The organism is Pseudonocardia halophobica (genome assembly GCF_050948485.1).
GTDB classification, from domain to species: domain Bacteria; phylum Actinomycetota; class Actinomycetes; order Mycobacteriales; family Pseudonocardiaceae; genus Pseudonocardia; species Pseudonocardia halophobica.
Map to the genome: position 1 here is coordinate 1,342,567 of NZ_CP192046.1, position 24,357 is coordinate 1,366,923.

Here is a 24,357-nt window from a genome sequence, read left to right on the forward strand (position 1 = left end):
CCGTCCTGCGCATCCGAGAGACACGACCACGGATGCGACCAGGAGGGCCGGCGTGACAGCCACCGCAGAAGGACCGACCGACACCGAGACCGGGACCGTGTCCCGGGGCATCGTCGGGGGGCGGTGGATCCAGCACTGGGAGCCGGAGGACGCCGGTTTCTGGGAGCGCACGGGCAAGGCGGTCGCGAACCGGAACCTCTGGGCGTCGATCTTCGTCGAGCACGTCGGGTTCTCCGTCTGGACCCTGTGGTCGGTCTTCGTCCTGTTCATGGGCCCGGAGTACGGCGTCGACGCGGCCGGGAAGTTCTTCCTCGGCGCGACCGCCACGCTCGTCGGCGCGATCCTGCGGGTGCCCTACACCTTCGCGGTCGCCCGCTTCGGCGGCCGCAACTGGACGGTGATCAGCGGTGCGATGCTGCTGATCCCCACGATCGCCGCGGCCTTCGTGCTCCAGCCCGGCACCCCGTACTCGGTGTTCGTGCTGATGGCGGCCCTGGCCGGCTTCGGCGGCGGCAACTTCGCCTCGTCGATGACGAACATCAACGCCTTCTTCCCGGAGGGTCGTAAGGGCACTGCCCTGGGCCTCAACGCGGGCGGCGGGAACCTCGGCGTCGCGCTGATCCAGCTCATCGCGCTGCTGATCATCGCCACCACCGGCGCCTCCCAGCCGAAGCTGCTGCTCGCCGTCTACATTCCGCTGATCGTGGTCTGCTCGGTCGTCGCGGCCTTCTCGATGGACAACCTCGCGTCGGTCAGCAACGACAAGGGCGCCTTCTCGCTGGCCCTGAAGGAGCGCGACACCGGGATCATGTCGGTGCTCTACATCGGCACCTTCGGGTCCTTCATCGGGTACAGCTTCGCCTTCGGCCTGGTCCTGCAGACCCAGTTCGGCCGCACCCCGCTGCAGGCCGCGGCCGTCACCTTCATCGGCCCGCTGCTCGGTTCGTTCATCCGGCCCATCGGTGGCTGGATGGCCGACAAGCTGGGTGGCGCCAAGGTCAGCGCGGTCAACTTCGGGCTGATGGCGGTGTCGGCACTGGTCTGCATCCTGGCGTCGGGCACCGGCTCGCTGGCCCTGTTCACGCTCGGGTTCATCCTGCTGTTCGTCTTCTCCGGCATCGGCAACGGCTCGACCTACAAGATGATCCCGGCGATCTTCCGCCGGCAGGCGCTGGAGCGGATCGGTGAGGGTGCGGACCGCGCCGCGGCGATGCTGCACGCCCGCCGCGTCTCCGGCGCCGCGATCGGCCTGATCTCGGCGGTCGGCGCGCTCGGCGGCCTGCTGATCAACCTCGCTTTCCGGCAGTCCTTCGCGGCGACGAAGTCCGGTGTCCCCGCGTTCTGGGCCTTCCTGGCCTTCTACGTCGTCTGCGCCGGCATCACCTGGGCCGTCTACCAGCGGCAGATGTCCTCGGTCCGCACCGGCGACGGCCAGCTCGCCCTCGCCCGCGTCTGACCGCACCCCCGATCCACCCGGACGAGCAGCACGGACGCCGCACCCGATGCGGCACAGGAGGTACGACGTGACGGACACACGGCATCTCGTCGTAATCGGCAACGGGATGGTCGGGCACCGGCTCGTCTCGGCGCTGCGCGACCGCGACCGGCGCGGCGCCTGGCGGATCACCGTCCTCGGCGAGGAGACCCGGCAGGCGTACGACCGGGTCGCCCTGTCGTCGTACGTCGACGGGAAGAGCGAGGAGGAGCTGCGGCTCGCCGAGCTCGCCGATCCGCTGGTGGACCTGCGGCTCGGCGACCCGGCCGTCACGGTCGACCGGGAGCGCTGCACCGTCCGCACCGCCTCCGGCGCCGAGCTCACCTACGACGCCCTGGTCCTCGCCACCGGGTCCGTGCCGTTCGTGCCGCCGGTCCCCGGCCGCGACCTGCCGAACTGCTTCGTCTACCGCACGCTCGACGACCTCGACGCGATCAAGGCGGCCGCCGCGGTCGCCGTCGCCCGGCCCGGCCCGGGGCGGCGCTCCGCCGTCGTCGTCGGCGGCGGCCTGCTCGGGCTGGAGGCGGCCCGGGCCATGCGCCTGCTCGGGCTCTCGCCGCAGGTCGTGGAGATCGCGCCGCGGCTCATGCCGGTGCAGGTCGACGACGGCGGCGGCGCCCTGCTGAAGCACCTGGTGACCAGCCAGGACATCGCCGTGCGGACCGGGGTCGCGGTGAGCGGCATCCGCGAGGAGCGGGACCGGCTGGTCGCCACGCTGTCCGACGAGGTCGAGCTCGACGCAGACGTCGTCGTCTTCTCGGCGGGCATCCGGGCGGCGGATTCGCTGGCCCGCGAGTCCGGGCTGCGCCTCGGCGAGCGGGGCGGCGTCTGGGTGGACGCGACCTGCCGCACCGACGACGAGAACGTCTGGGCGATCGGCGAGGTCGCGGCCCTCGAGGGCCGCACCTACGGCCTGGTCGCGCCGGGGTACGCGATGGCCGAGGTCGTCGCGGACCGGTTGCTCGGCGGCCAGGCGCGGATGACCCCCGAAGAGCTCGACATGTCCACCAAGCTCAAGCTGCTGGGCGTCGAGGTGGCGAGCTTCGGCGACGCGCACGCGTCCACCGAGGGCGCGCTCGAGGTCGTCGTCAACGACCCGGTGGCGGGGACCTACTCGAAGCTCGTGGTGTCCGACGACGCCCGGACCCTGCTCGGCGGGGTGCTGGTCGGCGACGCGTCGAAGTACTCCACGCTCCGCCCGATGGTCGGCATGAAGCTCCCGGCCGACCCGGTCGCGATGATCGCGCCCGGCGGCGTCGAGCTGGGGGCGGACGCGCTGCCGGACTCGGCGCAGATCTGCTCCTGCAACGCGGTGACCAAGGGCGCGCTGAAGGAGGCGATCCACTCCGGCGGGTGCGCGACGGTCCCGGACCTCAAGGTCTGCACCAAGGCCGGCACGAGCTGCGGCTCCTGCGTCCCGCTGCTCAAGAAGCTGCTGGTCGACGAGGGTGTCGAGGTCTCGAAGGCGCTCTGCGAGCACTTCGACCTCTCGCGCGCCGAGCTGTTCCAGGTCATCGCGAGCACCGGGCTGCGGACGTTCACCGAGGTCGTCGAGAAGCACGGCCGCGGACGCGGGTGCGACGTCTGCAAGCCCGCCGTCGCCTCGATCCTCGCCTCGCTCGGCAACGGCCACATCCACGAGGGCGAGCAGGCCGCCCTGCAGGACACCAACGACCACTTCCTCGCGAACATGCAGCGCAACGGTACCTACTCGGTCGTGCCGCGCATCGCGGGCGGCGAGATCACGCCCGAGGGCCTGATCGTGATCGGCGAGGTGGCGCGGGACTTCGGGCTCTACACGAAGATCACCGGCGGCCAGCGGATCGACATGTTCGGCGCGCGCGTCGAGCAGCTGCCCGCGATCTGGAAGCGCCTGGTCGACGCCGGGTTCGAGTCCGGGCATGCGTACGGCAAGTCGCTGCGCACGGTGAAGTCCTGCGTCGGGTCGAGCTGGTGCCGCTACGGCGTGCAGGACTCGGTCGGCATGGCCGTGCTGCTGGAGCTGCGCTACCGCGGGCTGCGCAGCCCGCACAAGCTCAAGTCCGGCGTCTCGGGCTGTGCGCGCGAGTGCGCCGAGGCCCGGTCCAAGGACTTCGGCGTGATCGCCACGGAGAAGGGCTGGAACCTCTACGTGGGCGGCAACGGGGGCGCGACCCCCCGGCACGCGCAGCTCATCGTGCAGGACGTGGACCAGGAGACCCTGATCCGCACCATCGACCGGTTCCTCATGTTCTACATCCGCACCGCGGACCGGTTGCAGCGCACCGCGCCGTGGCTGGAGGAGCTGGAGGGCGGCCTCGACCACCTGCGCGAGGTGATCGTCGACGACAAGCTGGGCATCTGCGCCGAGCTCGACGCGGCGATGGCCCTCCACGTCGAGAACTACGCCGACGAGTGGCGCGGGGTCCTCGAGGACCCGAAGAAGCTGGAGCGCTATGTCTCCTTCGTCAACGAGCCGGGGAGGCCCGACCCGACCATCTCGTTCGTGACCGAGCGGGGCCAGCCCGTCCCGACGCCGCGGGCGGGTGATCCCGAGCCCGTCCTCATCGGGGTGCCCGCGTTCGGCCGCCAGGAGGTTGAGTGATGACCACGACCGACGACCGTCCGACCACGGACACCATGTCCACGGCCCGGCGCTGGGAGACGGCCTGCCCGCTGGAGCGGCTGCAGCCCGAGCGCGGCGTCGCCGCCCTCTTCGGCGAGGAGCAGGTCGCGATCTTCCGCACCCACGGCGGCGAGCTGTACGCCCTGGGCAACGTCGACCCGAGGTCCGGGGCGGCGGTGCTGTCCCGCGGCATCGTCGGCGACCGGGGCGGCGAGCCGACCGTCGCCTCGCCCGTCTACAAGGAGTCGTTCAGCCTGGTCGACGGCCGGTGCCTCGACGCCCCCGGGGTCTCCGTGCCGGTCTACCCGGTCCGGCTGCACGACGGTCTCGTGCAGATCGGGTTACGGTGACCACTCCGGCGTTCAGCATCGACCCCGACGTAGCGGAGAATGCTCCGATGAGCGCCCCCACCACCACCGAGGCGCAGGTCCCTCCGCTGGCGGGCTTCACCGTCGGTGTCACGGCGGCCCGCCGGGCCGAGGAGCTGGGCACGATGCTCGAGCGCCGGGGGGCGTGCGTGCAGCACGGCCCGGCGCTGCGCATCGTCCCGCTGGCCGACGACGCCGAGCTCGAGGCCCGCACGCGCGACCTGATCGAGCGGCCGCCGGACGTCACCGTCGCCACCACCGGCATCGGCTTCCGCGGCTGGATCGAGGCCGCGGACGGCTGGGGGATGGGTGAGGACCTGCTGGCCGCGCTGGCCCGCGGCGAGCTGCTGGCCCGCGGCCCGAAGGCGCGCGGGCAGATCCGGGCATCCGGGCTGACGGAGGTGTGGTCGCCGCCGTCGGAGTCGTCCGCCGAGGTGCTCGACCACCTCCTCGAGGAGGGGGTCGACGGCCGGCGCATCGCGGTCCAGCTGCACGGCGAACCCCTGCCCGACGTCGTCGAGGCGCTGGAGATGGCCGGCGCCGAGGTCGTCGAGGTGCCGGTCTACCGGTGGGTGCCGCCCGCCGACCTCGCTCCGATGGACCGGCTCACCGATCTCGTGCTGGCCGGCGGCGTCGACATGCTGACCTTCACCAGCGCACCCGCGGCCGCGAGCCTGCTGGCCCGGGCGGCCGAGCGCAGGCTGCGGGACGAGCTGATCGCGGCGCTGCGCGGCCCGGTGCTGGTCGTGTGCGTCGGGCCGGTCACGGCGGCGCCGCTGGCGGCCGTCGACGTCCCGACCCTGCAGCCGCAGCGCTCGCGCCTCGGCGCGATGGTCCGTGCGCTGGAGGCCGAGGCCCCGGCCCGCGCCCGGCGGCTGCCCGTCGCCGGGCACCGGCTGGAGCTGCGCGGGCACGCCGCCCTGGTCGACGGCGAGCTGAAGGCGGTGCCGCCCACCGGGATGGCCCTGCTGCGGGTGCTCGCCCGGCGCCCGGGCCGGGTGGTCTCGCGCGCCGAGCTGCTGCGCGCGCTGCCCGGCGGGGGCGACGACGAGCACGCCGTCGAGACGGCGATGGCCCGGCTGCGGTCGGCGCTGGGAGTGCCGAAGCTGATCCAGACCGTGGTGAAGCGGGGGTACCGGCTCGCGCTCGACCCCAACGCCGGTCCCTCGCCCGTCGGCGGGCACTGCGTCTCCGGGGACGAGCGGTGAGGGCCGTTCCGCCGGGCGACCTGTCCGTCGCGATGCAGGCGTCGTCGCCGTCGGAGGAGTGGTCCGGGGCACGGCCGCCGCTGGTCCTCGTCGCGCACGGGAGCCGCTCCGACGCCGCCGATGCCGTCGTCCAGGAGATCGCGGCCGGTGCGCGCGCTGCGCTGCCCGGGACCGAGGTGCGGGTCGGGTACGTCGACGTCCGGCGGCCGGCCGTCGCCGACGCGATCCGGGGTCTCGACGGCGCCGTGGTCCTGCCCGCCTTCCTCGCCTCCGGCTACCACGTGCGCACCGACCTCCCCGCCCAGCTCGCCGAGGCCGGCGCGGACCCGGCCCGCTTCGTGGTCACGGCCGCGCTCGGCCCCGACCCGCTGCTCGTCCGCGCCGCGCTGGCGCGCGTGGCCGACGCCGGGCACCGGGTCGGCGACACGGTCGTCCTGGCGGCGGCCGGGTCCTCCGACGCCGCGGCGCTCGCCGAGGTCCGTGCCGCGGGCAAGATGCTCGCCGACGCCCTCGGCCGCGGCGTGCGGGTCGGGTTCGCCGCCACCGCCGCCCCCCGGATCGACGCGCTGGTCGACGGCCTGCGCCGCGCCGGGTCCGAGCGGATCTCCGTGGTGTCCTGGCTGCTCGCGCCGGGGGTCTTCCACACCCGCATCCGCAACTCCGGTGCGGACGTGGTGGGCGACCCGCTGGGCGCCCACCCGGACGTCGTCGCCGCGGTGGTGTCGCGCTACCACGCCGGCGTCGAGACCGGCACGGTCGCGGCCTGACGACCCCTGTGAGTGGGGGTAGTCGCTCTGGCGACTATCGCCACTCACGACCAAGGGGGTGGGGCGCGTTGATCGAGCGCCGCAGGTGATCGTCGGATTCGTGCACCCACGGCTTGCCGAGGGACCGTGATTGCGCCCAGCTGGTGATCATGGTTGTGGTCGTCGAGGAATCGCACCCCGTTCATGATCGCTGGCTGCGTGCGTCGAGGGCTGGCGTAAAGGCCCTCTGCGCACTCGAACCGCGATCAACAGGGAATGCGTCACGAGTGATCGCGAAGTGCGTGCTTTGACGGCTCGCCGGGAAGCCGTCGCTGCATTCAGCTGCTGATCACGGTTCAGTCGGCAGGCCGCGACGCGTCCATGATCATCAAGCGCGTGCGATGAGGGTGGCGGAAAGGCCGTCCGCGCAGTCAAACCGCGATCATCAGGGAGTCATCGCCTTTGATCGTTGTGCGCGTGCATTCGCGGCTCGCTGGGATGCCGTCGTCGCACCCGACTGGTGATCACGACCGAGGTCGTCGAGCGACGTGCTGTTCGTGATCGCCGTATACGTGCGTCGAGGGCTGGTTCGAATGCCCTATACGCACTCGAGCCGCGATCATCAGGAAGCGCGCTGGCTGTGATCGCGAAGTGCGTGCACCTGACGGCTCGTCGGAGAACCGTCGCTACACCCGAGTGCGGTCGTGGTCGAGGTCGTCCCGGAGCTGGATGTTCCCTGATCGCCCGAGCGCGTGCTGAGAGGCTGGTCTTAAGGCTTTGTGTGCATCGGACCCGCGATCATCTGGGACAGCGCCGATGTTGATCGTCGGGCGCGTGCGCCCGCGGCTCGTCGGGAAACCGTCCCTGCACCCAGCTGCTGATCGTGGTCAAGGTCGTCGAGGAGCAGTGTCGTTCATGATCGTCGGTTGCGTGCGCCTAGGGCTGTTGTGAATGCCCTATACGCACTTGAACAGCGATCGATGGGGACGCGCCGGCCCTTGATCGTCGGGTGCGTGCACGCACGGCTTTCTCGAAAGCCGTCGCTGCATCGAACTGCTGATCATGACCGAGGTTGACCAGCGTGCAGCTGCGCGGGAAGAAGTTCCCGTCCGTGATCGTCGGCCGGGTGCGTCGGCTGCAGGCCGTCGACCCTGACCGCACGGGAACGCTGATCAGCGGCGGTCGCGGGGGAGGCGGCCGTCGACGAGGAGCACGCCCTCGGCCCGCAGCCGCGCGGACTGCTCCTGCGCGATGTGCGGGGCGCAGGTGCCGTCGGCGCGCAGGACGCGGTGCCAGGGCAGGTCGTGCCCGTCCTCCGCGAGGATCCGGCCCACCAGCCGGGCGCGACCGGGGAGGCCGGCGTCGGCGGCGACCCGGCCGTACGTGCTGGTCGCGCCCGGCGGGATCGCGGCCACGACGGCTCGCACCCGCTCGAGCATCTCCTCGTCCATCAGCCCTCCAGGAAGCCCCGCAGATGCCCCGCGACCTCGGCACTCCGCTCGAGGTACAGCATGTGCCCGGTGTCCACCGGAATGACCGTGAGCTGCTCGCCCAGCTCGGTGCGGCACGCCTCGAGCCACTTCTCCGAGACGAAGTCCGCCCCGGTGGCGGGCATGATCAGCGTAGGACGGCCCGCCGGCGGCACCACGGCCTCGCGCGCCATCTCGCCCCACGCCGCGACCAGCGCCGCGCGCGAGTAGCGCCACCGCCAGGCCCCGTCCCGCTCCTCGAGGTGGGCCTCGACCTCGGCGTCGACCAGTGCCGCCGGCACCCCGGCCCAGCTCTCCGCCTTGGCCGCGCGCGCCGCCTCCCGGTCGGGGTAGGACTCGTCGCCCCGGGATTCCTCGGCCGTCTCGAGCATGTCCTGCGGGTCCAGCCCGATCGCCGGGTCGAGCAGCACCAGCTTCGTGACGCACTCGGGCGCGGTACGGACGAGGTGCGTGGCGATCGCCCCGCCGAACGAGTGCCCGACGACGGCCGCCCGCTCGACCCCGTGCGCGTCGAGCACCCCGAGCGCGTCGGCGACGTGCTGCTCCAGGTTCCACGGCGGCGCCCACGGCGACCGCCCGTGCCCACGCAGGTCGACGCCGAGCCAGCGCAGCGCCGGCAGTGCCTCTGTCACCGGGCGGAAGCGCAGCCCGTGCCCGGTGACGCCGTGCAGGGCGAGCACCGGCGCGCCGGCGGGGTCGCCGGCGAGGTGGACGTGGAGGGGGGAGTCGGGCATGCGGTGATCGTGCCACCCCACCCCGACGGGATCGCCCGTGATCCGCGCCTTCCGCCGCGAGCGCCACAGGAGTGCCATCCGCGCCCCGCGACCCCTTTCGACACTGTCGGTGGGGCGTGGTCGAATCTCGGACCGTGACCCCCGATCCCGCCCGGCGCGCCGCGGTCGACGGCCTGCCCGTCGGTGGCGGTCGTGCGAGCGCGGCCGAGGGGCCGCTGCTGGTGCGCCCGCCCCGGCCGGCGGAGCCGGAGCCGGAGTGGGAGGCGGCGGCGCGACGGGTCGTCGAACACAGGGCAGGGCCGCTGCGGGTGATCGGCGGGCCGGGCACGGGAAAGACCACCGTGCTGCTGGAGGGCGTGGCGCGGCGGGTGCGGGCGGGCGTCGACCCGGGCCGCATCCTGTTCCTCGTCGGCAGCCGGCGCGCGGCCGCGGACCTGCGCGAACGGCTGGTCCGTAGGATCCACCCCGACGACGCGGCCGCCACCGCGATCCAGGCCCGCACCTCGCGCGAGATGCTCGTGCGGACCGTGCACTCGTACGCGTTCGGGATCATGCGGCTGCACGCGGCGCGCGCCGGTGACCCGCCGCCCCGGCTGCTCGCGGGCGCGGAGCAGGACGCGGTGGTCCGCGACCTCCTGGCCGGCGAGATCGCGAACTGGAACGGCAGCGTCCCCGGCTCGGGCTGGCCCGAGCGGCTGCGGCCCGCGCTCGGCATCCCCGCGTTCGCCGCCGAGCTGCGCGAGCTCCTGCTGCGTGCGGAGGAGCGCGGGCTCGGGCCCGAGGAGCTCCTCGGGCTCGGGGAGCGCCACGGAGTCCCGGAGTGGGCGGCCGCCGGTCGGTTCTTCCGCACGTACGAGCAGGTCATCCTGCTGCGGGGAGCCGCGGGCGGGGCGGCGCCGCAGGCCACCGCACCCGCCCTCGACTCCGCGGAGCTGGTCGCCGCGGCGCTCGACGCGCTGGCCTTCGACCCCGAGCTGCTCCACACGGAGCGCGAGCGCGTCCGGCACCTCCTGGTCGACGACGCGCAGGACCTCGACCCCCAGCAGCTCGAGCTGGTCCGGGTGCTGGCCCGCACCGCCACCAGCACGTTGATCGCCGGCGACCCGGACCAGGCCGTCCTCGGGTTCCGCGGCGCCGACCCGGACGGGCTGCGCGCGGTCGACGCACCCACCGCGGTGCTCACCGTCGACCACCGGCAGCGGGACGCGGTGCGCGCCGCGGGGGCCCGGCTGGCGTCGCGGCTGTCCGGCTCGGGGGAGGGCCGGCTGCGGGTCGCCCCCGCGTCGCTGTCGCACGAGGTCCCGGATCCCGGTTCCGTGCTGGTCCGCACGTTCTCGTCGGCGGCGACGGAGGCGGCCTGGATCGCCGACCGGCTGCGGCGCGCCCACCTGGTCGAGGGCGTGCCGTGGTCGGAGATGGCTGTGCTGTCGCGGTCGGCGCGGCGGACCCTCCCGGCCCTGCGGCGCGCGCTCGTGGCGGCGGGCGTCCCGATTGCGGCGCCGCCCGAGGAACTGCCGCTCGCGCGGCAGCCCGCGGTGCTGCCGTTCCTGCTGATCCTCCGGGCCGCCACCCGGCCCGAGGAGATCGACGCCGACGCCGCCACCGCCCTGCTCACCTCGGCCCTCGGCTCCGGCGACCCCATGCGGATGCGCCGGCTGCGCCGCGGGCTCCTGCGCCTGCACGCCGCGGGGGAGGAGGGCCGGCGCCGTCATGCCGCCGACCTCGCCGCCCCTGCCGCCCTTCCCGCCAGCCTCGCCCTGCCCGCCAGCCCCGCCCCGTTCGCCGATTCCGCCCCGTTCGCCGATCCCGCCCCGCCCGCCGGCCCCACCCTCGTCCCGGCCTCCGAGTCCGCACCGTCCCCCGACCCCCACGACCTTTCCGCGGAGGAGGTCGAGCGCGTCGGCAGTGATCCGCTGCTGGTCGAGGCCCTGCGCGCCGCCGCGGCAGGCCGTCCCGACCCGCTGACCGCGCTCCCGCCCGGCGACAGCGCCCCGCTGCGCGCGGTGTCGACCCTGCTCGCCACAGCCGCGGAGGCTGCCGGCGAGGGCCGCACGGTCGAGGAGGTCCTGTGGCGGGTCTGGCAGCGCAGTGGGCTCGCCCGCCGCTGGGCCGCCGCCAGCGCCCGCGGCGGCCCCGTGGGTGCGGCCGCGGACCGGGACCTCGACGCCGTCCTCGCGCTGTTCGACGCCGCGGCCCGCTACACCGACCGGCTTCCCGGGGCGGACGTCGCCGGCTTCGCGGAGTACCTCGGCGACCAGCACCTCCCCGGCGACACCCAGACCACCGGGGCCCCGCGGGAGGACGCCGTCGCGCTGCTCACCGCGCACGCCGCCCGCGGCCGCGAGTGGGAGGTCGTCGCCGTCCCGGGCGTGCAGGAGGGCAGCTGGCCGGACCTGCGGCTGCGCGGCAGCCTGCTGGGCAGCGAGCGGCTGGTCGACGTCGTCGCCGGTGTCGCCGAACCGACCGGCGCCGAGGCGGTCGTGTCCCGCGTCGCCCCGCTGCTCGCCGAGGAGCGGCGGCTGTTCTACGTCGCCTGCACCCGCGCCCGGCGCACGTTGCTGGTCAGCGCGGTGCACGCGGAGGACGAGCAGCCCTCCCGGTTCCTCGACGAGCTCGACCCGCTCCCGGCCGACGCCACCGAGGGCCGGCCCACCTTCCGGCCCGGCCGCGCGCTCGTCCTGGCCGAGCTGGTCGGCGAGCTGCGCCGCGCCGTCACCGAGCCGGACCACGGCGACCCCGCCCGCGCGGCCCGGCGCAGGCGCGCGGCGGCCCAGCTGGCCCGGCTCGCCGCGGAGAAGGTGCCGGGCGCCCACCCGGACGACTGGTACGGCCTGCCCGAGCCGTCGGCCGAGGCGCCGCTGCGCCCCGAGGGCGAGATCGTGCCCGTGTCGCCGTCGGACATCGAGCGGATCCTGTCCTGCCCGCTGCGCTGGGTGCTGGAGCGGCACGGCGGCAACGAGACCGGCGCGCTGTCGGCCGTCACCGGCTCGCTCGTCCACGCACTCGTGCAGGCGCAGGCCGCGGGCGCCGAGCCCGCGGAGCTCGACGCCGCCCTGCGCACCGCCTGGGCCCGGCTCGACGCGGGCGCGCCCTGGTTCGGCCGCCGCGAGCTGGCCCGGGTCCGCGGCATGCTCGCCGGCTACGCGCAGTGGCTGCGGGAGAGCCGCGAGCAGGGCCTGCGGCTGGTCGCCGTCGAGCACCCCGTCCAGCTCGACATCGAGGGCGACGACCCGGACGCGGTCGAGGTCGGCACGCCCCGCCCCACCGTGCGGTTGCGCGGCCGGGTCGACCGGCTGGAGGTCGACGCGGAGGGCCGCCCGGTCGTCGTCGACGTCAAGACGGGGCGGACCGCGGTCAGCGCCGCGTCGGCCGCCGAGCACCCGCAGCTCGCGGTCTACCAGCTCGCCGCGACCCTGGGTGCCTTCTCGGACCTGGTCGGCGAGGGCACCCGACCGGGTGGGGCGCGCCTGGTGTTCGTGGCCGACCGCAAGGCCACGGGCTCGCCGAAGGAGCCCGTCCAGCCGCCGCTCGACGCCGACGCGGCCGGACAGTGGCGGGACGTCGTCTGGGAGGCCGCGCGGCAGACCTCCGGTCCGGCGTACGTCGCGCGCGTCGGACCGGACTGCGACCGTTGCCCCGTTCGGGGGAGTTGCCCCGCGGTCGAGTCCGGTCGGTCGGTGGTCGAGGAGTGAGCCGGGCGGGCTGCCCGCTCACCCGCTCCCACCTGCGGCGACCGTGCACCGCGCCCCCGTGCCCGCTCGGAGGGTCGCGGGTCACCCGGCCGGGTGTTCGCGCTAGGTTCGGGCGCGTCCCCCTTGCGTTCCCTCCCGCCGCGTCACTGCTCCCCGCGTCGTCGCCCGGCGGTCCGTCCCTGGAGGCTCCGTGTCCCGCCAACGCGTCCGTGCGGTCGGCATCGCCGGCCTGCTGGCCGTCGTGCTCAGCGCGTGCGGCTCCGCGGCCGAGCCCGAGCTGACCGCCGCCCCCGACACGTCGCAGGGCGCGGTGCTCGCGCCCACGACCACGCCGCCCCCGCCGACCTCCTCGGCCGTGCCGACACCCGCGCCGACCAGCACGGCGACGCCGAAGCCGACCACGAAGAAGGCGGCTCCGAACGCCGCCCGCCAGGCCGCGGCGGCCTCGTCCGGCGTCGCCTGGGTGCCCGCGGGCGGCGACGAGTTCAACGGCGGTTCCCTCGACAAGGGCACGTGGGGCGCCTACGACTCCAAGGGCGCGTTCGGCAACGGCACGCGCAGCCCCGACGCGGTGTCCGTGGTGGACGGCGCGCTGACGATCACCGCCCGCCCCGGCGACGGCGGGGTATCCGGAGGCGTCGGCCACTCGAAGGGGCAGCTGTACGGGCGCTGGGAGTTCCGCGCGCGGACGGACAAGGGGCGCGGCTGGGGCTCGGCGATCCTGCTCTGGCCGGACTCCGAGAAGTGGCCGGACGACGGCGAGCTGGACATGATGGAGGTCCCCGGCGAGAACCGGGACCTGGCGCACACGATCATCCATTACGGGGGGTCGGCCAACAAGACGTTCGGCGACGCCACCAGGGGCGACTTCTCGCAGTGGCACACCTTCGCGTTCGAATGGCTCCCGGACCGGCTGACCGCGTACATCGACGGCAGGAAGACGTTCGAGACCACCGACAAGGCGATGATCCCGACCACGCCGATGCACGCCACCATCCAGCTCGACCAGGGTCCGGCCAAGGACTGGCTCGCGGCGCCGGACGAGACGACCCCGGCCGAGACCCGGCTGCAGGTCGACTACATGCGCGTCTCGTCGCTGCCCGGGCAGGCCGCCTGACCGGTCCTGTCGGTGCCGTCGGGTAGACAGGTGCCGTGACGATCGCCGCTGCCGACACGGGCCTCGCGCCCGCGGTGCTGGCGCGCGCCCTCGGGCTGCCGCCGCCCACCGAGGAGCAGGCCGCGGTGATCGCCGCGCCGCCCGAGTCCGCGCTGGTCGTGGCCGGGGCCGGCGCGGGCAAGACGGAGACGATGGCGGCCCGTGTCGTCTGGCTGGTGGCCACCGGGCAGGTGCTGCCCGAGCAGGTCCTCGGGCTCACGTTCACCCGTAAGGCCGCCCAGCAGCTCGGCACGCGTGTCCGCGCGCGGCTGCGCCGCCTCGCCGGCTCCCCGCTGCTCGACGAGCTGGACCCGGGCGGGGGCCGGCGCGCGGCCCTGCTGGCGGGCGAGCCGACCGTCGCGACCTACCACGCCTACGCCGGCAGGCTCGTCGCCGAGCACGCGCTGCGGCTGCCCGCCGAGCCGGCGTCGCGACTGCTGGGCGAGACGGCGGCGTGGCAGCTCGCGCACCGCGTCGTCTCGTCGTGGGCGGCGGACCTCGAGGTCGACCGGGTGCCGGCCACGGTCACGGGCTACCTGCTGGCGCTGGCCGGGGAGCTGGGGGAGCACCTCGTCGAGCCGGAGCGGTTGCGCTCCTTCACCTCCGGCCTGCTCGCGGTGATGGAGAACGCGCCGCCGGGCAAGCGCCAGCGGGCCGAGCCGTCGCAGAAGTACCGGGACCGGATGGGGGCGCAGCGGCTGCGGGCCGAGCTGCTCCCGCTGGTCGAGGAGTACGCGCGGCGCAAGTCCGCCGAGCGCGCCATGGACTTCTCCGACCAGCTCGCGATCGCCGCGCGGGTCGCGGAGGCCCGGCCCGAGGTCGGTGCGATCGAGCGGGCGCAGTACCGGGCCGTGCTGCTCGACGAGTACCAGGACACCGGGCACGCCCAGCGCGTCCTGCTCCGCGCGCTCTTCGGCCGGATCCCGGGCGAGCCCGCGCGCGAGGAGCCGCTGGCGGTGACCGCGGTCGGCGACCCCTGCCAGTCGATCTACGGCTGGCGTGGGGCGAGCGCGGGGAACCTCACCCGGTTCCGCACCGACTTCCCGCGGCCCGGCGGCGAGCCCGCCCGCGAGTACGGGCTGCTCACGAGCTTCCGCAACCCCGCCGAGGTGCTGGACCTGGCCAACGCCGTGTCCGAGCCGCTGCGCACCGCGCCGGACTCGGTGGCCGTCGGCGCGCTGCGGCCCGGCCCCAGGGCCGTGCCCGGCGAGGTGCGGGTGGCCCTGCACCCGGACGTCGTCACCGAGGTCGAGTGGGTGGCCGACGGCATCGCCGCGCACTGGCGGGCCCGCGACGCGGCCGGGGAGGGCCCGCCGACCTCGGCGGTGCTGGTCCGCCGCCGCGGCGACATGGACGCCCTGGCCGCCGCGCTGCGGGCCCGCGGGCTGCCGGTGGAGGTCGTCGGGCTCGGCGGGCTGCTCGACACCCCGGAGGTCCGCGACCTGGTCAGCGCGCTGCGGATCGTCGCGGACCCGTTGGCCGGGCCGGCTGCGGTCCGGCTGCTGACCGGCGCCCGCTGGCGGCTCGGCGTGAGCGACCTGGCCGCACTGTGGGTGCGGGCCCGGGAGCTGGTGCCGCCGCTGCCGTCGCGCCCCGGGCCGCTGCCGCCGGCGGAGCTCGCGCTGGGCGCGCTGCCGGGGGAGCAGGCCGAGCAGGCGGGCCTGGTCGACGCGCTGGACGACCCGGGCGAGCCCGAGCGCTACTCGCCGGCCGGGTACGCGCGGATCACCCGGCTCGCGCGCGAGCTGTCCTGGCTGCGGTCGCGGGCGTCGGCGCCGCTCACCGACCTGGTGGCCGACGTCGAGCGGGTCCTGCTGCTCGACGTCGAGACCGCCGCCCGGCCCGGTCCCGCCGGCCGCGCGCACCTCGACGCGTTCGCGGACGTCGTCGCCGATTTCGCGACCGGCGCCGAGGTGGCGAGCCTGCCCGCTCTGCTCGACTACCTCGAGACCGCCGAGAAGGCCGAGGACGGGCTGTCGCCGGGCGAGGTCGAGGTGGCCGAGGACCGCGTGCAGATCCTCACCGTGCACGCCGCGAAGGGCCTGGAGTGGGAGGTCGTGGCGGTGCCGCACGTGGTCACCCAGGTGTTCCCGGGGCGGCGGATGTCCGGCACCTGGCTCACCGGTGTGGCCGAGCTGCCCGTCCCGCTACGAGGGGATGCGGACGACCTGCCCGGGCTGTACCTGCCGCCGGGCCCGGACCGCAAGCAGGTGGAGCTGGCGCTCGACGAGCACGACGCCGCCCTCGAGGAGCGTCGGAAGACGGAGGAGCGGCGGCTGTTCTACGTGGCGCTCACCCGCTCCGAGCACGTCCTGCTCTGCTCGGGCCACCACTGGGGCGCCACGGGTTCGAAGCCGCGCGGGCCGTCGCCGTTCCTGCAGGAGCTGCGCGCGATCGCCGAGCCCGAGGTGTGGGCGGAGCCGCCGGAGGAGGGGGCCGAGAACCCGGTGCTCGCCGAGCAGGTCACCGCCGAGTGGCCCGCGAACCCGCTCGGTCCCCGCGCCGGCGCGGTGCACGAGGGCGCGGACCTGGTCCGCGAGGCGATCCGCACGCGGGAGCGGGCGCGGCGGGCCGAGCGGCGCCGGGCCCGCGAGACCGACCAGCTGAGCTTCGACATCGAGCCCGAGCCGGTCGAGGAGCCGGACCCGGAGGGCTGGGCGGCGGACGTCGACGTGCTGCTGGCCGAGCGCGCCGCCGGGATCGCCCGTCCGTCGGTCGCGCTCCCGGGGCACGTCTCGGTGAGCCAGCTCGTCGAGCTCGCGGCCGATGCGGACGCGTTCGCCGCGGGGCTGCGCCGCCCGCTGCCGCTGCCGCCGAACCCGCACGCCCGCCGCGGCACCGCGTTCCACGCCTGGCTGGAGCAGCGGTTCGGAGCGGAGCGCCTGCTCGACATCGACGAGCTGCCCGGTGCCGCGGACGAGGGGGCGAGCGAGTCGTCCGACGCCGAGCTGACCGAGCTGCAGGAGGCCTTCCTCGCCTCGGAGTGGGCGGACCGGGTGCCGGTGGAGGCCGAGGTGTCGTTCGAGACGGTGCTGGCGGGGGTCGCGGTCCGCGGCCGGATGGATGCCGTGTTCGCCGACCCGGACGGCGGGTTCACCGTCGTCGACTGGAAGACGGGGGCGGTGCCGGACGAGTCGCGCCGGCACGCGGTCGGGGTGCAGCTGGCGGTGTACCGGCTGGCCTGGGCGGCGCTGGCGGAGGTGCCGCCGGAGAAGGTGCGGGCGGCGTTCCACTACGTGCGCGAGGGCGTCACCCTCCGCCCCGCCGACCTCGAGACCGCCGAGGAGCTGCACGCCATGATCCGCGGCATCCCCGAAAGCCCCTGAGCATCATGGAACCATAACGCCCGAAAACACGGCTCCACAAAGCAGTATGGAACCATAATGCGATCCAGGCGGCCCCGGAATCGCATTATGGTTCCATAGTGCGTGACTAGTGCTGGACGGCCTTCTCCACACCCACACCGGTGAGCGAGCGGACCTCCATCTCGGCGTACTTGTCCGTGTTGGCCTTGTCCTTCGACAGCACCGTGCCGAGGTAGCCGAGCAGGAAGGACGCCGGGATCGAGATCAGGCCCGGGTTGTCGAGCGGGAACCAGTGGAAGTCCACGCCCTGCAGCATCGAGTTGCTCCGGCCGGTGGCCGGGTCGACCGGCTTCCCGGACACGACCGGCGAGAAGACGATCAGCACCAGCGTGATGGTGAGACCGCCGTAGATGCTCCACAGCGCGCCGTTGGTGTTGAACTTCTTCCAGAACAGCGAGTAGAGGATCGTCGGCAGGTTCGCCGAGGCCGCGACGGCGAAGGCGAGCGCCACGAGGAACGCGATGTTCTGACCGTTGGCCAGGATGCCGCCGAGGATCGCGACGATGCCGATCACGACCGCCGTCCGGCGGGCGATCTTGACCTCGGTGTGCTGCTCGTCCTGCACCTGGCCGTGCTTGATCACGTTGATGTAGATGTCGTGCGCGAACGACGCCGACGCCGTGATCGTGAGTCCGGCGACCACCGCGAGGATCGTCGCGAAGGCGACGGCCGCGATCAGGCCCAGCAGGACCGTGCCGCCGAGCTCGTAGGCCAGCAGCGGGGCCGCGGAGTTGGCCGCACCGGGCGCCTTCTTGATCGCGTCCGGCCCGACGATGGCGCCCGCGCCGTACCCGAGGACCAGGGTGAACAGGTAGAAGATGCCGATCAGCCAGATCGCCCAGGTCACCGAGCGGCGGGCCTCCTTGGCCGTGGGCACGGTGTAGAAGCGCATCAGGATGTGCGGCAGGCCCGCGGTGCCGAGCACGAGCGCCAGGCCGAGCGAGATGAAGTCGAGCCGCGTCGTGCCGCTCTTGCCGTACTGGGCGCCCGGGGCGAGCAGCTTCTCGCCGGCCGAGCCCACGTGCGCGACGGCGTCGCCCATCAGCGCGGACAGGTTGAAGCCGGAGAGCGCGAGCACCCACAGCGTCATCACGCCGGCGCCGACGATCAGCAGCACCGCCTTGATGATCTGCACCCAGGTCGTGCCGCGCATGCCGCCGATCAGCACGTAGGCGATCATCAGGGCGCCGACGATCGCGATGACGATCGACTGGCCGGTCTTCGACTTGACGTCCAGCAGCAGCGCGACGAGGCCGCCGGCGCCGGCCATCTGGGCCAGCAGGTAGAAGAACGAGACGGCGAGCGTGGAGGTCGCGGCCGCGGCGCGGACCGGACGCTGGCGCATCCGGAAGGCCAGGACGTCGCCCATCGTGTACCGGCCGGTGTTGCGCAGCAGCTCCGCGACGAGCAGCAGCGCGACGAGCCAGGCGACGAGGAAGCCGATCGAGTAGAGGAAGCCGTCGTAGCCGTAGAGGGCGATGGCGCCCGCGATGCCGAGGAACGACGCGGCCGACAGGTAGTCGCCGGAGATCGCGATGCCGTTCTGCGGGCCGGAGAAGCCGCCGCCCGCGGTGTAGAAGTCACTGGCGCCGCTCGACGCCTTCTTGCTCACGCGGATGACGATCGCGAGCGTGATGATCACGAAGACCGCGAAGATGCTGATGTTGAGCAGCGGGCTGGAGCCCTCCACGCCGCCCTGCGCGAGGAACCTCATCGGCCGGCCCCCTCGATCTCCTCGCGGATCGCCTGCGAGTGCGGGTCGAACTTCTTGTCCGCCCACTTCACGTACCAGGTGGTGATCGCGAAGGTGGAGACGAACTGCAGCAGGCCGAAGACCAGGCCGACGTTGATGTTGCCGACGAGCTTGATCGCCATGAACCCGGCCGCATAGCTGGCCAGCACCACGTACAGCAGGTACCAGGCGAGGAAGGCCGCGGTGAGGGGGAAGACGAAGCTGCGCAGCCGGTGGCGCAGGGCCTGGAACTCGGTGCTCTGCTGGACCGTTGTCCAGTCGGGGTGGGCCGTGGTGCCTCCCGCCGGGCTCTCGCCGGCAGGGGGCGGGGACTCGGTGGTGCTCACGGTGCCTCCTCGCACTGTGGGGTGTCGTGCTGCGTCGGACCCGGACGGACCGGGTCGTACCGGGCACAGCACAACCGAGTACCCAACGGGGGCGGAAGTAACGCACGACACACCGCGGGCCCGGACGACCAACGGCCGACGAACGGTCGGATTCCGCGACGAACGGTCGGGTGTTCAGGTTCGTTCGTCCAGGTGCAGCCGCAGCATCGCGGCCTCGGCCCCCGGCAGCGGACGGTCGCGGCGGGACACCGCGACCATGGTGAGGAACGCGAGGGGCACGGAGAAGAGCGCCGGCTGCCCGAGCAGGAGCGCCACGAGCCCGGGGTCCGGCCGCGCGAGCAGCCCCAGCGCCATCACCCCGGCCGACGACGCCAGCCCCACGGCCATCCCCACGAACGCGCCCCGTGCCGTCAGGCCCCGCCACCAGATGCCGAGCACCAGCATCGGGCAGAAGGTCGACGCGGCCACCGCGAACGCCGAGGTCACGACGGCGCCGACGTCGATCCGCACGGCGGGCAGGGCCAGCAGCACGATCACCCCGGCGGCGAGCAGCGCGGTCAGCCGCAGCCGGCGCAACGAGCCGGGCAGCAGGTCGTGCGCGAGCGCCCCGGCCAGCGCGAGCAGCAGGCCGAGCGAGGTGGCGAGGAACGCGGCGAAGGCGCCCGCGGTGAGCAGCGCCGTGAACACCGCGCCGGTGGTGCCGCCGTCCACGCGCGAGGGCAGCGCGACGACGGCGGTGTCGGTCGCCCCGGACAGGTACAGCTCCGGCAGCAGCACCCCGCCGAGCAGCCCGTAGACCACGGTGAAGACGTAGAAGGAGCCGAGCAGCCCGACGGTGATCGCCGCGGTCCGGCGGGCGGCGCGGCCGTCCGGGCTGGTGTGGAACCGCACGATGACGTGCGGGAGCCCCATCGTGCCCAGGGCCGTGGCGACCAGGATCGACCAGGTGGCGAGCAGCGGGTGGCCGTTGCCGCCGTCGAGCAGGGGGTGCTGCCAGGTGTCGCTGCCGGGCAGCGCCGCCCCGGCGATCTCCGGCACCGCCGCGCCCTCCGGGAAGACCCACGTCTCGTCCCCCGGGGCGACGTGCTCGCCCGGCTCCAGCCGCACCGGGACGCCGCCGGCGAGGACCGTGACCGGTTCGCGGACCTGCAGCCGGGTGTCCAGCCGGAAGGTGACCTCGGTGGGCCGCGGGAAGGCGGCGTACTCGGCGGGCCGTAGCGCCTCCGCGCGGGTCCCGGCACCGACCGCCACCACCAGCCAGATCGCCGGGACGATGAACAGCAGCAGCTTGAGCACGAACTGGAAGGCCTGCACGTAGGTCGCCGCGCGCATGCCGCCGAGGGCGAGCGTGATGCTGACCGCCGCGCCCGCGACCACGATCCCGACCCAGTGCGGCACGCCGCTGACCAGCGTGAGGACCTGGCCGGCGGCGGTGAACTGCGGCACCAGGTAGAGCCCGGCGATCACCAGCACCACGACGGCGCTGAACCGGCGCAGGCCCGGCGAGCCGAGCCGCGCCTCGGCGAAGTCCGGCACGGTCAGCGCGCCGGTGCGGCGCATCGGCGCCGCGACCAGGACCAGCATCAGCAGGTAGCCCGCGGTGAACCCGACCGGGTACCAGAGCGCCCCCACCCCGTTCTTGACGACGAGCCCGGCGATGCCGAGGAACGACGCCGCAGACAGGTACTCCCCGGAGACGGCGGCGGCGTTCAGCGTGGGGGAGACCCGCCGGGACGCGACGAGGAAGTCCGAGGTGGAGCGCAGGGCCGCGACGCCGCGCGCCCCGATCAGCAGTGTCGCCAGCACGACCGGGACGACGGCGAACGCGGTCACCGGGCCCGCGACCCCGCGTCGACCCGCTCGGTCCCGTCCTCGGTGCGCTCCGCGCGGCGCAGCTGCCAGTGCGCCAGTCCCGCGAGCACCGGGTAGGGCAGCAGCGCGACGGCGATCCAGACGACCGGGACGGGCCCGAGCCGCAGCCCCACCGGCACCACGCCGAGCAGCACGGGCAGGCCGACCAGCAGCAGCGCGGCGGCGGCGAGCGTGCTCGCGGCGATCCGCAGCTGGCGGCGCCGGATCCGGGCGGCCGCGCGCAGCTCCTCGCCGGTCAGCGAGCGGGGCACCCCCGAGACGCCCCGGCGCGCGGCGAGCGCCACCCGGGTCTGCGGGCTGGTCACCGCCACCCGCCGCTGCCGGCTCACCCCGGCACCTCGAGGCCCGCCACCCCGAGCCCGGGCACCCCGGGCTCCGCCACCTCGAGCCCCGCCACCAGCGCAGCCCCGGTCCCCGCAGCCGCGCTCACCGCGGCCGGCCCGGCGCGAAGTCGCCGCGCGTGGCGGCCTCGAGCAGGCGTTCCCGCAGCTCACGGGCGTGCCGGCGGCTCACCGGGACGTCGCCGGCGTCCGTGTGGGCGAGCAGCCCACCGCCGGCGTCACTGCGCAGCTCCTGCACCGCGTGGACCGCGAGCAGGAAGCTGCGGTGCACCCGCACGTACCCGACGCCCGACCAGTGCTCCTCCAGCCGCGAGATCGGCATGCGTACGAGGTGCGAGCCGCCGCGCGTGTGCAGCCGGACGTAGTCGCCCTGGGCCTCGGCGAACCGGACGTCGTCCCGCCGGACGTACCGGGTCCGCCCGCCGAGCTCGACCGACACCGCCGCCAGTTCGTCGACGGCCGGGACGGGCGGGGCGGGGTCCGTCGCCCGCGCGACCCGCAGCACCCGGGCGAGGGTGGCGTCGAGCCGCTCGGCCGCGACCGGTTTGAGCAGATAGTCCAGGGCGCCGACGCCGTAGGCCGAGACGGCGTGCTCCTCGAACGCAGTGACGAACACGATCTCCGGCGGGTCGGTCATCCGGGACAGCAGCGACGCGAGCTCCAGCCCGTCCATCCCCGGCATGGAGATGTCGAGGAAGGCGGCGTCGAACCGGCGGGCCTGCAGCAGCTTCAGCGCCGTGAGCGCGTCGCCGGCCGGTACGACCTCCTCGACGCATCGGGACGCCGCGAGGAGCCGGGTCAGCTCGGCGAGGGCCGGGGCGACGTCGTCGACCGCCAGGACCCGCAGACGTGCCCCGTTCGCCCTGGTGTTCACTCCGCCGTTCATGACGCGACCACACCCGGCTGGAAGCGCGGCACCCGCATGACCACGCGGGTGCCCGCGCCGAGGGCGGTCTCGATGACCAGCCCGTACTGCGGCCCGTACACCGCGCGCAGCCGGCGGTCCACGTTGGTCAGCGCCAGCCCGTCGCCCGGGCCGGCCCCGGCGAGCACCGCGCGGGCCACCTCGGGGTCCATGCCGGGCCCGTCGTCCTCGATCGCGATCACACACTCCGATCCCTGGGCCTCGCCGCTGACCTGCACGGACCCGCCCTCGTTGCGGCGCTCGACGCCGTGCTGCACCGCGTTCTCCACCAGCGGCTGCAGGGCGAGGAAGGGCAGCGCGACGGGCAGCACCTCCGGCGCGATCCGCACCTGCACCCGCAGCCGGTCGCCGAGCACCGCGCGGGCCAGCGCCAGGTAGGCCTCGACGGCCCGGAACTCGCCGGCGAGCGTGGTGTAGTCGCCGCGGCGGGCCACCGAGTGCCGGATGTACTCGGCGAAGTCGAGGATCAGGTCGCGGGCCCGGTCCGGGTCGCTGTCGACGAACGAGCCGATCGTGGTCAGCGCGTTGTAGACGAAGTGCGGGGAGATCTCCGCGCGCAACGCCCGCAGCTCGGCCTCCTCGGCGGCGGTCGCCGAGGCCTCGAGCCGGCCGCGTTCCAGCGCCTCCGCGACCCAGTCCGCGGCCCGCCGCGCGGCCGGGCGCGGGACGTCGCCGCACACCGCCAGTACCCCGGCCGGCTCGCCGCGGACCTGCAGCGGCAGCACCACGGTGGTCCCGCGCGCGGCCCGGTGCCCGTCCCGGCGCGCCTGCTCGACGAGCTCGTCGGCCTGCGGGTCGGGGCGCCCGGCCCAGGCCGGCTCCCCGTGCAGGCCGGCCAGCCCGACGGCGTCGGCGCGGAGCAGGGCACGCAGCCGGCGGGCCGCCCGGGCGACCGGATCGGGACCGAGGTCGCCGGGCCGCCCGGCGAGGCCGCCGCGCAGGTCCGCGGCGATCGCCGAGCCGGCCGCGAGGACCTCCGTGGCGTCCGTGGTCCCGCCGCCGGACCGGCGGAACAGCCGTCGCCGGCGCGCGACGGGGGCGTCCTCGGTCACCACGCGCACAGCCTAGGGTGCGGCCCTGCGCAGGGCACGGCCGTCGCGGGTGCGGGACCTCCGCGATCACCGCCCGCTAGCGTGTGCCGGCGTGAGTGGACGCATCGTGCTGTTCGGCGCCACCGGCTACACGGGCGGGCGCACCGCGGAGGCGCTGGTCGGGCGGGGCGTGCAGCCGGTGCTGGCCGGGCGGGACGCCGCGCGGCTGGCGGCGCTCGGCGGGCGCCTCGGCTGCCCGACGGCGACCGCGGACGTCACCGACGTCGCCTCCGTCGGCGGACTCGTCGGCCCGGACGACGTGCTGGTCACGACCGTCGGCCCGTTCGCCCGCCTCGGCGGGGCCGCGCTCGCCGCGGCGGTGTCCACGGGCGCGACCTACCTCGACTCGACCGGCGAGCCGCCGTTCGTCCGCGAGGTCTTCGAGCTGCAGGGCCCGGCCGCCGAGCGCTCGGGCGCACGGCTGCTCACGGCGTTCGGGCACGACTACGTGCCGGGCGTGCTGGCCGGGGCACTGGCGCTGCGCGAGGCGGGGGAGCGTGCCGCGCGGGTCGACGTCGGCTACTTCCTGTCCGGCCGCGGGCGCTGGTTCTCGCGCGGCACCATCACGTCGTTGATCGGGATCGCGGGCTCGCCCGGGCACACGCTGCGGCACGGCGCGGTCCGGACGGAGAACGCCGGCGCCCGCCTGCGCACCTACGAGGTCGACGGCCGGCCGCGGGCCGGGGTGTCGATCGGCGGCGTCGAGCAGTTCGCGCTGCCGCGGCTGCAGCCGGGCCTACGGACGGTCGACGTCCACCTCGGCTGGTTCGGTGCGCAAGGGGATGGCAGCCGGCGGAGCCTGCGGAGCCCGGCCGGGCGGGTCGGGATCAGCGGCGTGGTGCACGCCACGAGCCGGCTGCCCGCCCCGCCCGCACCGCTGCTGGGCGCCCTCGGAGCGCTCGCAGGCCGGCTGCCCCGTGACCCCTCGGCGGAGGCGCTGGCGGGCTGCCGCTCGCACGTCGTCGCCGAGGTGTTCGACGACTACGGCACCCTCCTCGCCCGCACCCGCCTCACCGCGCCCGACCCCTACGCCCTCACCGCCGACCTGCTCGCCTGGGGTGCGGCCCGCGCGCTCTCGCACGGCGTCACCGGCACGGGGGCGCTCGACCCGGTGGGTGCCTTCGGGCTCGGCGCGCTCCGGGAAGGCGCGGCGTCCGCAGGTCTCACCTCCCCGTGAGTGCCTACTGCCC

At 74.9% G+C, this 24,357-nt stretch carries 17 protein-coding genes; 9 read left to right on the top strand and 8 right to left on the bottom strand.

Annotated features, from left to right (window positions below):
• The first annotated feature begins 97 nt into the window (after positions 1-97).
• The 5 genes from ACQP04_RS06570 to ACQP04_RS06590 all read left to right on the top strand — a co-directional run bounded on the left by ACQP04_RS06570 (position 98) and on the right by ACQP04_RS06590 (position 6,443).
• Complete coding sequence (locus ACQP04_RS06570) at positions 98-1,456, top strand: MFS transporter (RefSeq protein WP_433508320.1); 1,359 nt, start codon at positions 98-100, stop codon at positions 1,454-1,456.
• A gap of 67 nt (positions 1,457-1,523) precedes the next feature.
• Positions 1,524-4,079, top strand: coding sequence for a nitrite reductase large subunit NirB (gene nirB, locus ACQP04_RS06575; RefSeq protein ID WP_433506160.1), 2,556 nt, complete (start codon positions 1,524-1,526; stop codon positions 4,077-4,079).
• Positions 4,079-4,450: a nitrite reductase small subunit NirD gene (gene nirD / locus ACQP04_RS06580; RefSeq protein ID WP_433506161.1), complete on the top strand. Its 372-nt coding sequence runs from the start codon at positions 4,079-4,081 to the stop codon at positions 4,448-4,450. Before nirB ends, nirD begins: the two co-directional genes overlap by 1 nt.
• A gap of 47 nt (positions 4,451-4,497) precedes the next feature.
• On the top strand, positions 4,498-5,676 hold the full coding sequence (locus ACQP04_RS06585) for a uroporphyrinogen-III synthase (protein WP_433506162.1): 1,179 nt from the start codon (positions 4,498-4,500) through the stop codon (positions 5,674-5,676).
• A complete protein-coding gene (locus ACQP04_RS06590) occupies positions 5,673-6,443 on the top strand; it encodes a sirohydrochlorin chelatase (RefSeq protein WP_433506163.1) in 771 nt (256 codons plus the stop codon). Before ACQP04_RS06585 ends, ACQP04_RS06590 begins: the two co-directional genes overlap by 4 nt.
• A 1,151-nt stretch (positions 6,444-7,594) precedes the next feature.
• On the opposite strand, the gene ACQP04_RS06595 is transcribed toward ACQP04_RS06590, so the two are convergent.
• On the bottom strand, positions 7,595-7,873 hold the full coding sequence (locus ACQP04_RS06595; RefSeq protein WP_433506164.1) for an MGMT family protein: 279 nt from the start codon (positions 7,871-7,873) through the stop codon (positions 7,595-7,597).
• Positions 7,873-8,646 carry an alpha/beta fold hydrolase gene (locus ACQP04_RS06600; protein WP_433506165.1) on the bottom strand — a complete coding sequence of 258 codons (774 nt, stop codon included), beginning with the start codon at positions 8,644-8,646 and terminating at the stop codon, positions 7,873-7,875. The genes ACQP04_RS06595 and ACQP04_RS06600 overlap by 1 nt, the downstream gene beginning before the upstream one ends.
• 134 nt (positions 8,647-8,780) lie before the next feature.
• On the opposite strand from ACQP04_RS06600, the gene ACQP04_RS06605 reads away from it, so the two are divergent.
• From ACQP04_RS06605 to ACQP04_RS06615, 3 genes are all read left to right on the top strand, one after another.
• Entirely contained in the window at positions 8,781-12,338 is a 3,558-nt protein-coding gene (locus ACQP04_RS06605) for an ATP-dependent helicase (RefSeq protein WP_433506166.1), read from the top strand.
• A 190-nt stretch (positions 12,339-12,528) separates the two neighbouring features.
• The gene (locus ACQP04_RS06610) at positions 12,529-13,455 is read left to right on the top strand and encodes a glycoside hydrolase family 16 protein (protein WP_433506167.1); all 927 of its coding nucleotides are present in this window, start codon (positions 12,529-12,531) and stop codon (positions 13,453-13,455) included.
• Between the two features lie 35 nt (positions 13,456-13,490).
• Positions 13,491-16,820: an ATP-dependent helicase gene (locus ACQP04_RS06615; protein ID WP_433506168.1), complete on the top strand. Its 3,330-nt coding sequence runs from the start codon at positions 13,491-13,493 to the stop codon at positions 16,818-16,820.
• 106 nt (positions 16,821-16,926) lie between these two features.
• Here ACQP04_RS06615 and ACQP04_RS06620 read toward each other — a convergent pair whose 3' ends face one another.
• The 6 genes from ACQP04_RS06620 to ACQP04_RS06645 all read right to left on the bottom strand — a co-directional run bounded on the left by ACQP04_RS06620 (position 16,927) and on the right by ACQP04_RS06645 (position 23,128).
• Complete coding sequence (locus tag ACQP04_RS06620; RefSeq protein WP_433506169.1) at positions 16,927-18,573, bottom strand: solute symporter family protein; 1,647 nt, start codon at positions 18,571-18,573, stop codon at positions 16,927-16,929.
• Positions 18,570-18,938, bottom strand: a complete 369-nt coding sequence (locus ACQP04_RS06625) for a DUF485 domain-containing protein (RefSeq protein WP_433506170.1) — start codon at positions 18,936-18,938, stop codon at positions 18,570-18,572. The genes ACQP04_RS06620 and ACQP04_RS06625 overlap by 4 nt, the downstream gene beginning before the upstream one ends.
• 174 nt (positions 18,939-19,112) lie before the next feature.
• Complete coding sequence (locus ACQP04_RS06630; protein ID WP_433506171.1) at positions 19,113-20,771, bottom strand: cation acetate symporter; 1,659 nt, start codon at positions 20,769-20,771, stop codon at positions 19,113-19,115.
• Positions 20,768-21,139, bottom strand: a complete 372-nt coding sequence (locus ACQP04_RS06635; protein ID WP_433506172.1) for a hypothetical protein — start codon at positions 21,137-21,139, stop codon at positions 20,768-20,770. Before ACQP04_RS06635 ends, ACQP04_RS06630 begins: the two co-directional genes overlap by 4 nt.
• A 97-nt stretch (positions 21,140-21,236) precedes the next feature.
• The gene (locus ACQP04_RS06640; RefSeq protein ID WP_433506173.1) at positions 21,237-22,037 is read right to left on the bottom strand and encodes a LytR/AlgR family response regulator transcription factor; all 801 of its coding nucleotides are present in this window, start codon (positions 22,035-22,037) and stop codon (positions 21,237-21,239) included.
• Complete coding sequence (locus ACQP04_RS06645; protein ID WP_433508321.1) at positions 22,034-23,128, bottom strand: sensor histidine kinase; 1,095 nt, start codon at positions 23,126-23,128, stop codon at positions 22,034-22,036. The genes ACQP04_RS06640 and ACQP04_RS06645 overlap by 4 nt, the downstream gene beginning before the upstream one ends.
• A 91-nt stretch (positions 23,129-23,219) precedes the next feature.
• Between ACQP04_RS06645 and ACQP04_RS06650 the strand changes: the two genes are divergently transcribed.
• Complete coding sequence (locus tag ACQP04_RS06650) at positions 23,220-24,344, top strand: saccharopine dehydrogenase NADP-binding domain-containing protein (protein WP_433506174.1); 1,125 nt, start codon at positions 23,220-23,222, stop codon at positions 24,342-24,344.
• The last annotated feature ends 13 nt before the right edge of the window (positions 24,345-24,357 follow it).

Excerpts from the sequence above, each read along its gene's own strand:
- ACQP04_RS06600 (WP_433506165.1), bottom strand. The coding sequence starts at position 8,646 with ATGCCCGACTCCCCCCTCCACGTCCACCTCGCCGGCGACCCCGCCGGC.
- ACQP04_RS06585 (WP_433506162.1), top strand. The coding sequence starts at position 4,498 with ATGAGCGCCCCCACCACCACCGAGGCGCAGGTCCCTCCGCTGGCGGGC.
- ACQP04_RS06640 (WP_433506173.1), bottom strand. The coding sequence starts at position 22,037 with ATGAACGGCGGAGTGAACACCAGGGCGAACGGGGCACGTCTGCGGGTC.
- ACQP04_RS06595 (WP_433506164.1), bottom strand. The coding sequence starts at position 7,873 with ATGGACGAGGAGATGCTCGAGCGGGTGCGAGCCGTCGTGGCCGCGATC.
- nirD (WP_433506161.1), top strand. The coding sequence starts at position 4,079 with ATGACCACGACCGACGACCGTCCGACCACGGACACCATGTCCACGGCC.
- ACQP04_RS06620 (WP_433506169.1), bottom strand. The coding sequence starts at position 18,573 with ATGAGGTTCCTCGCGCAGGGCGGCGTGGAGGGCTCCAGCCCGCTGCTC.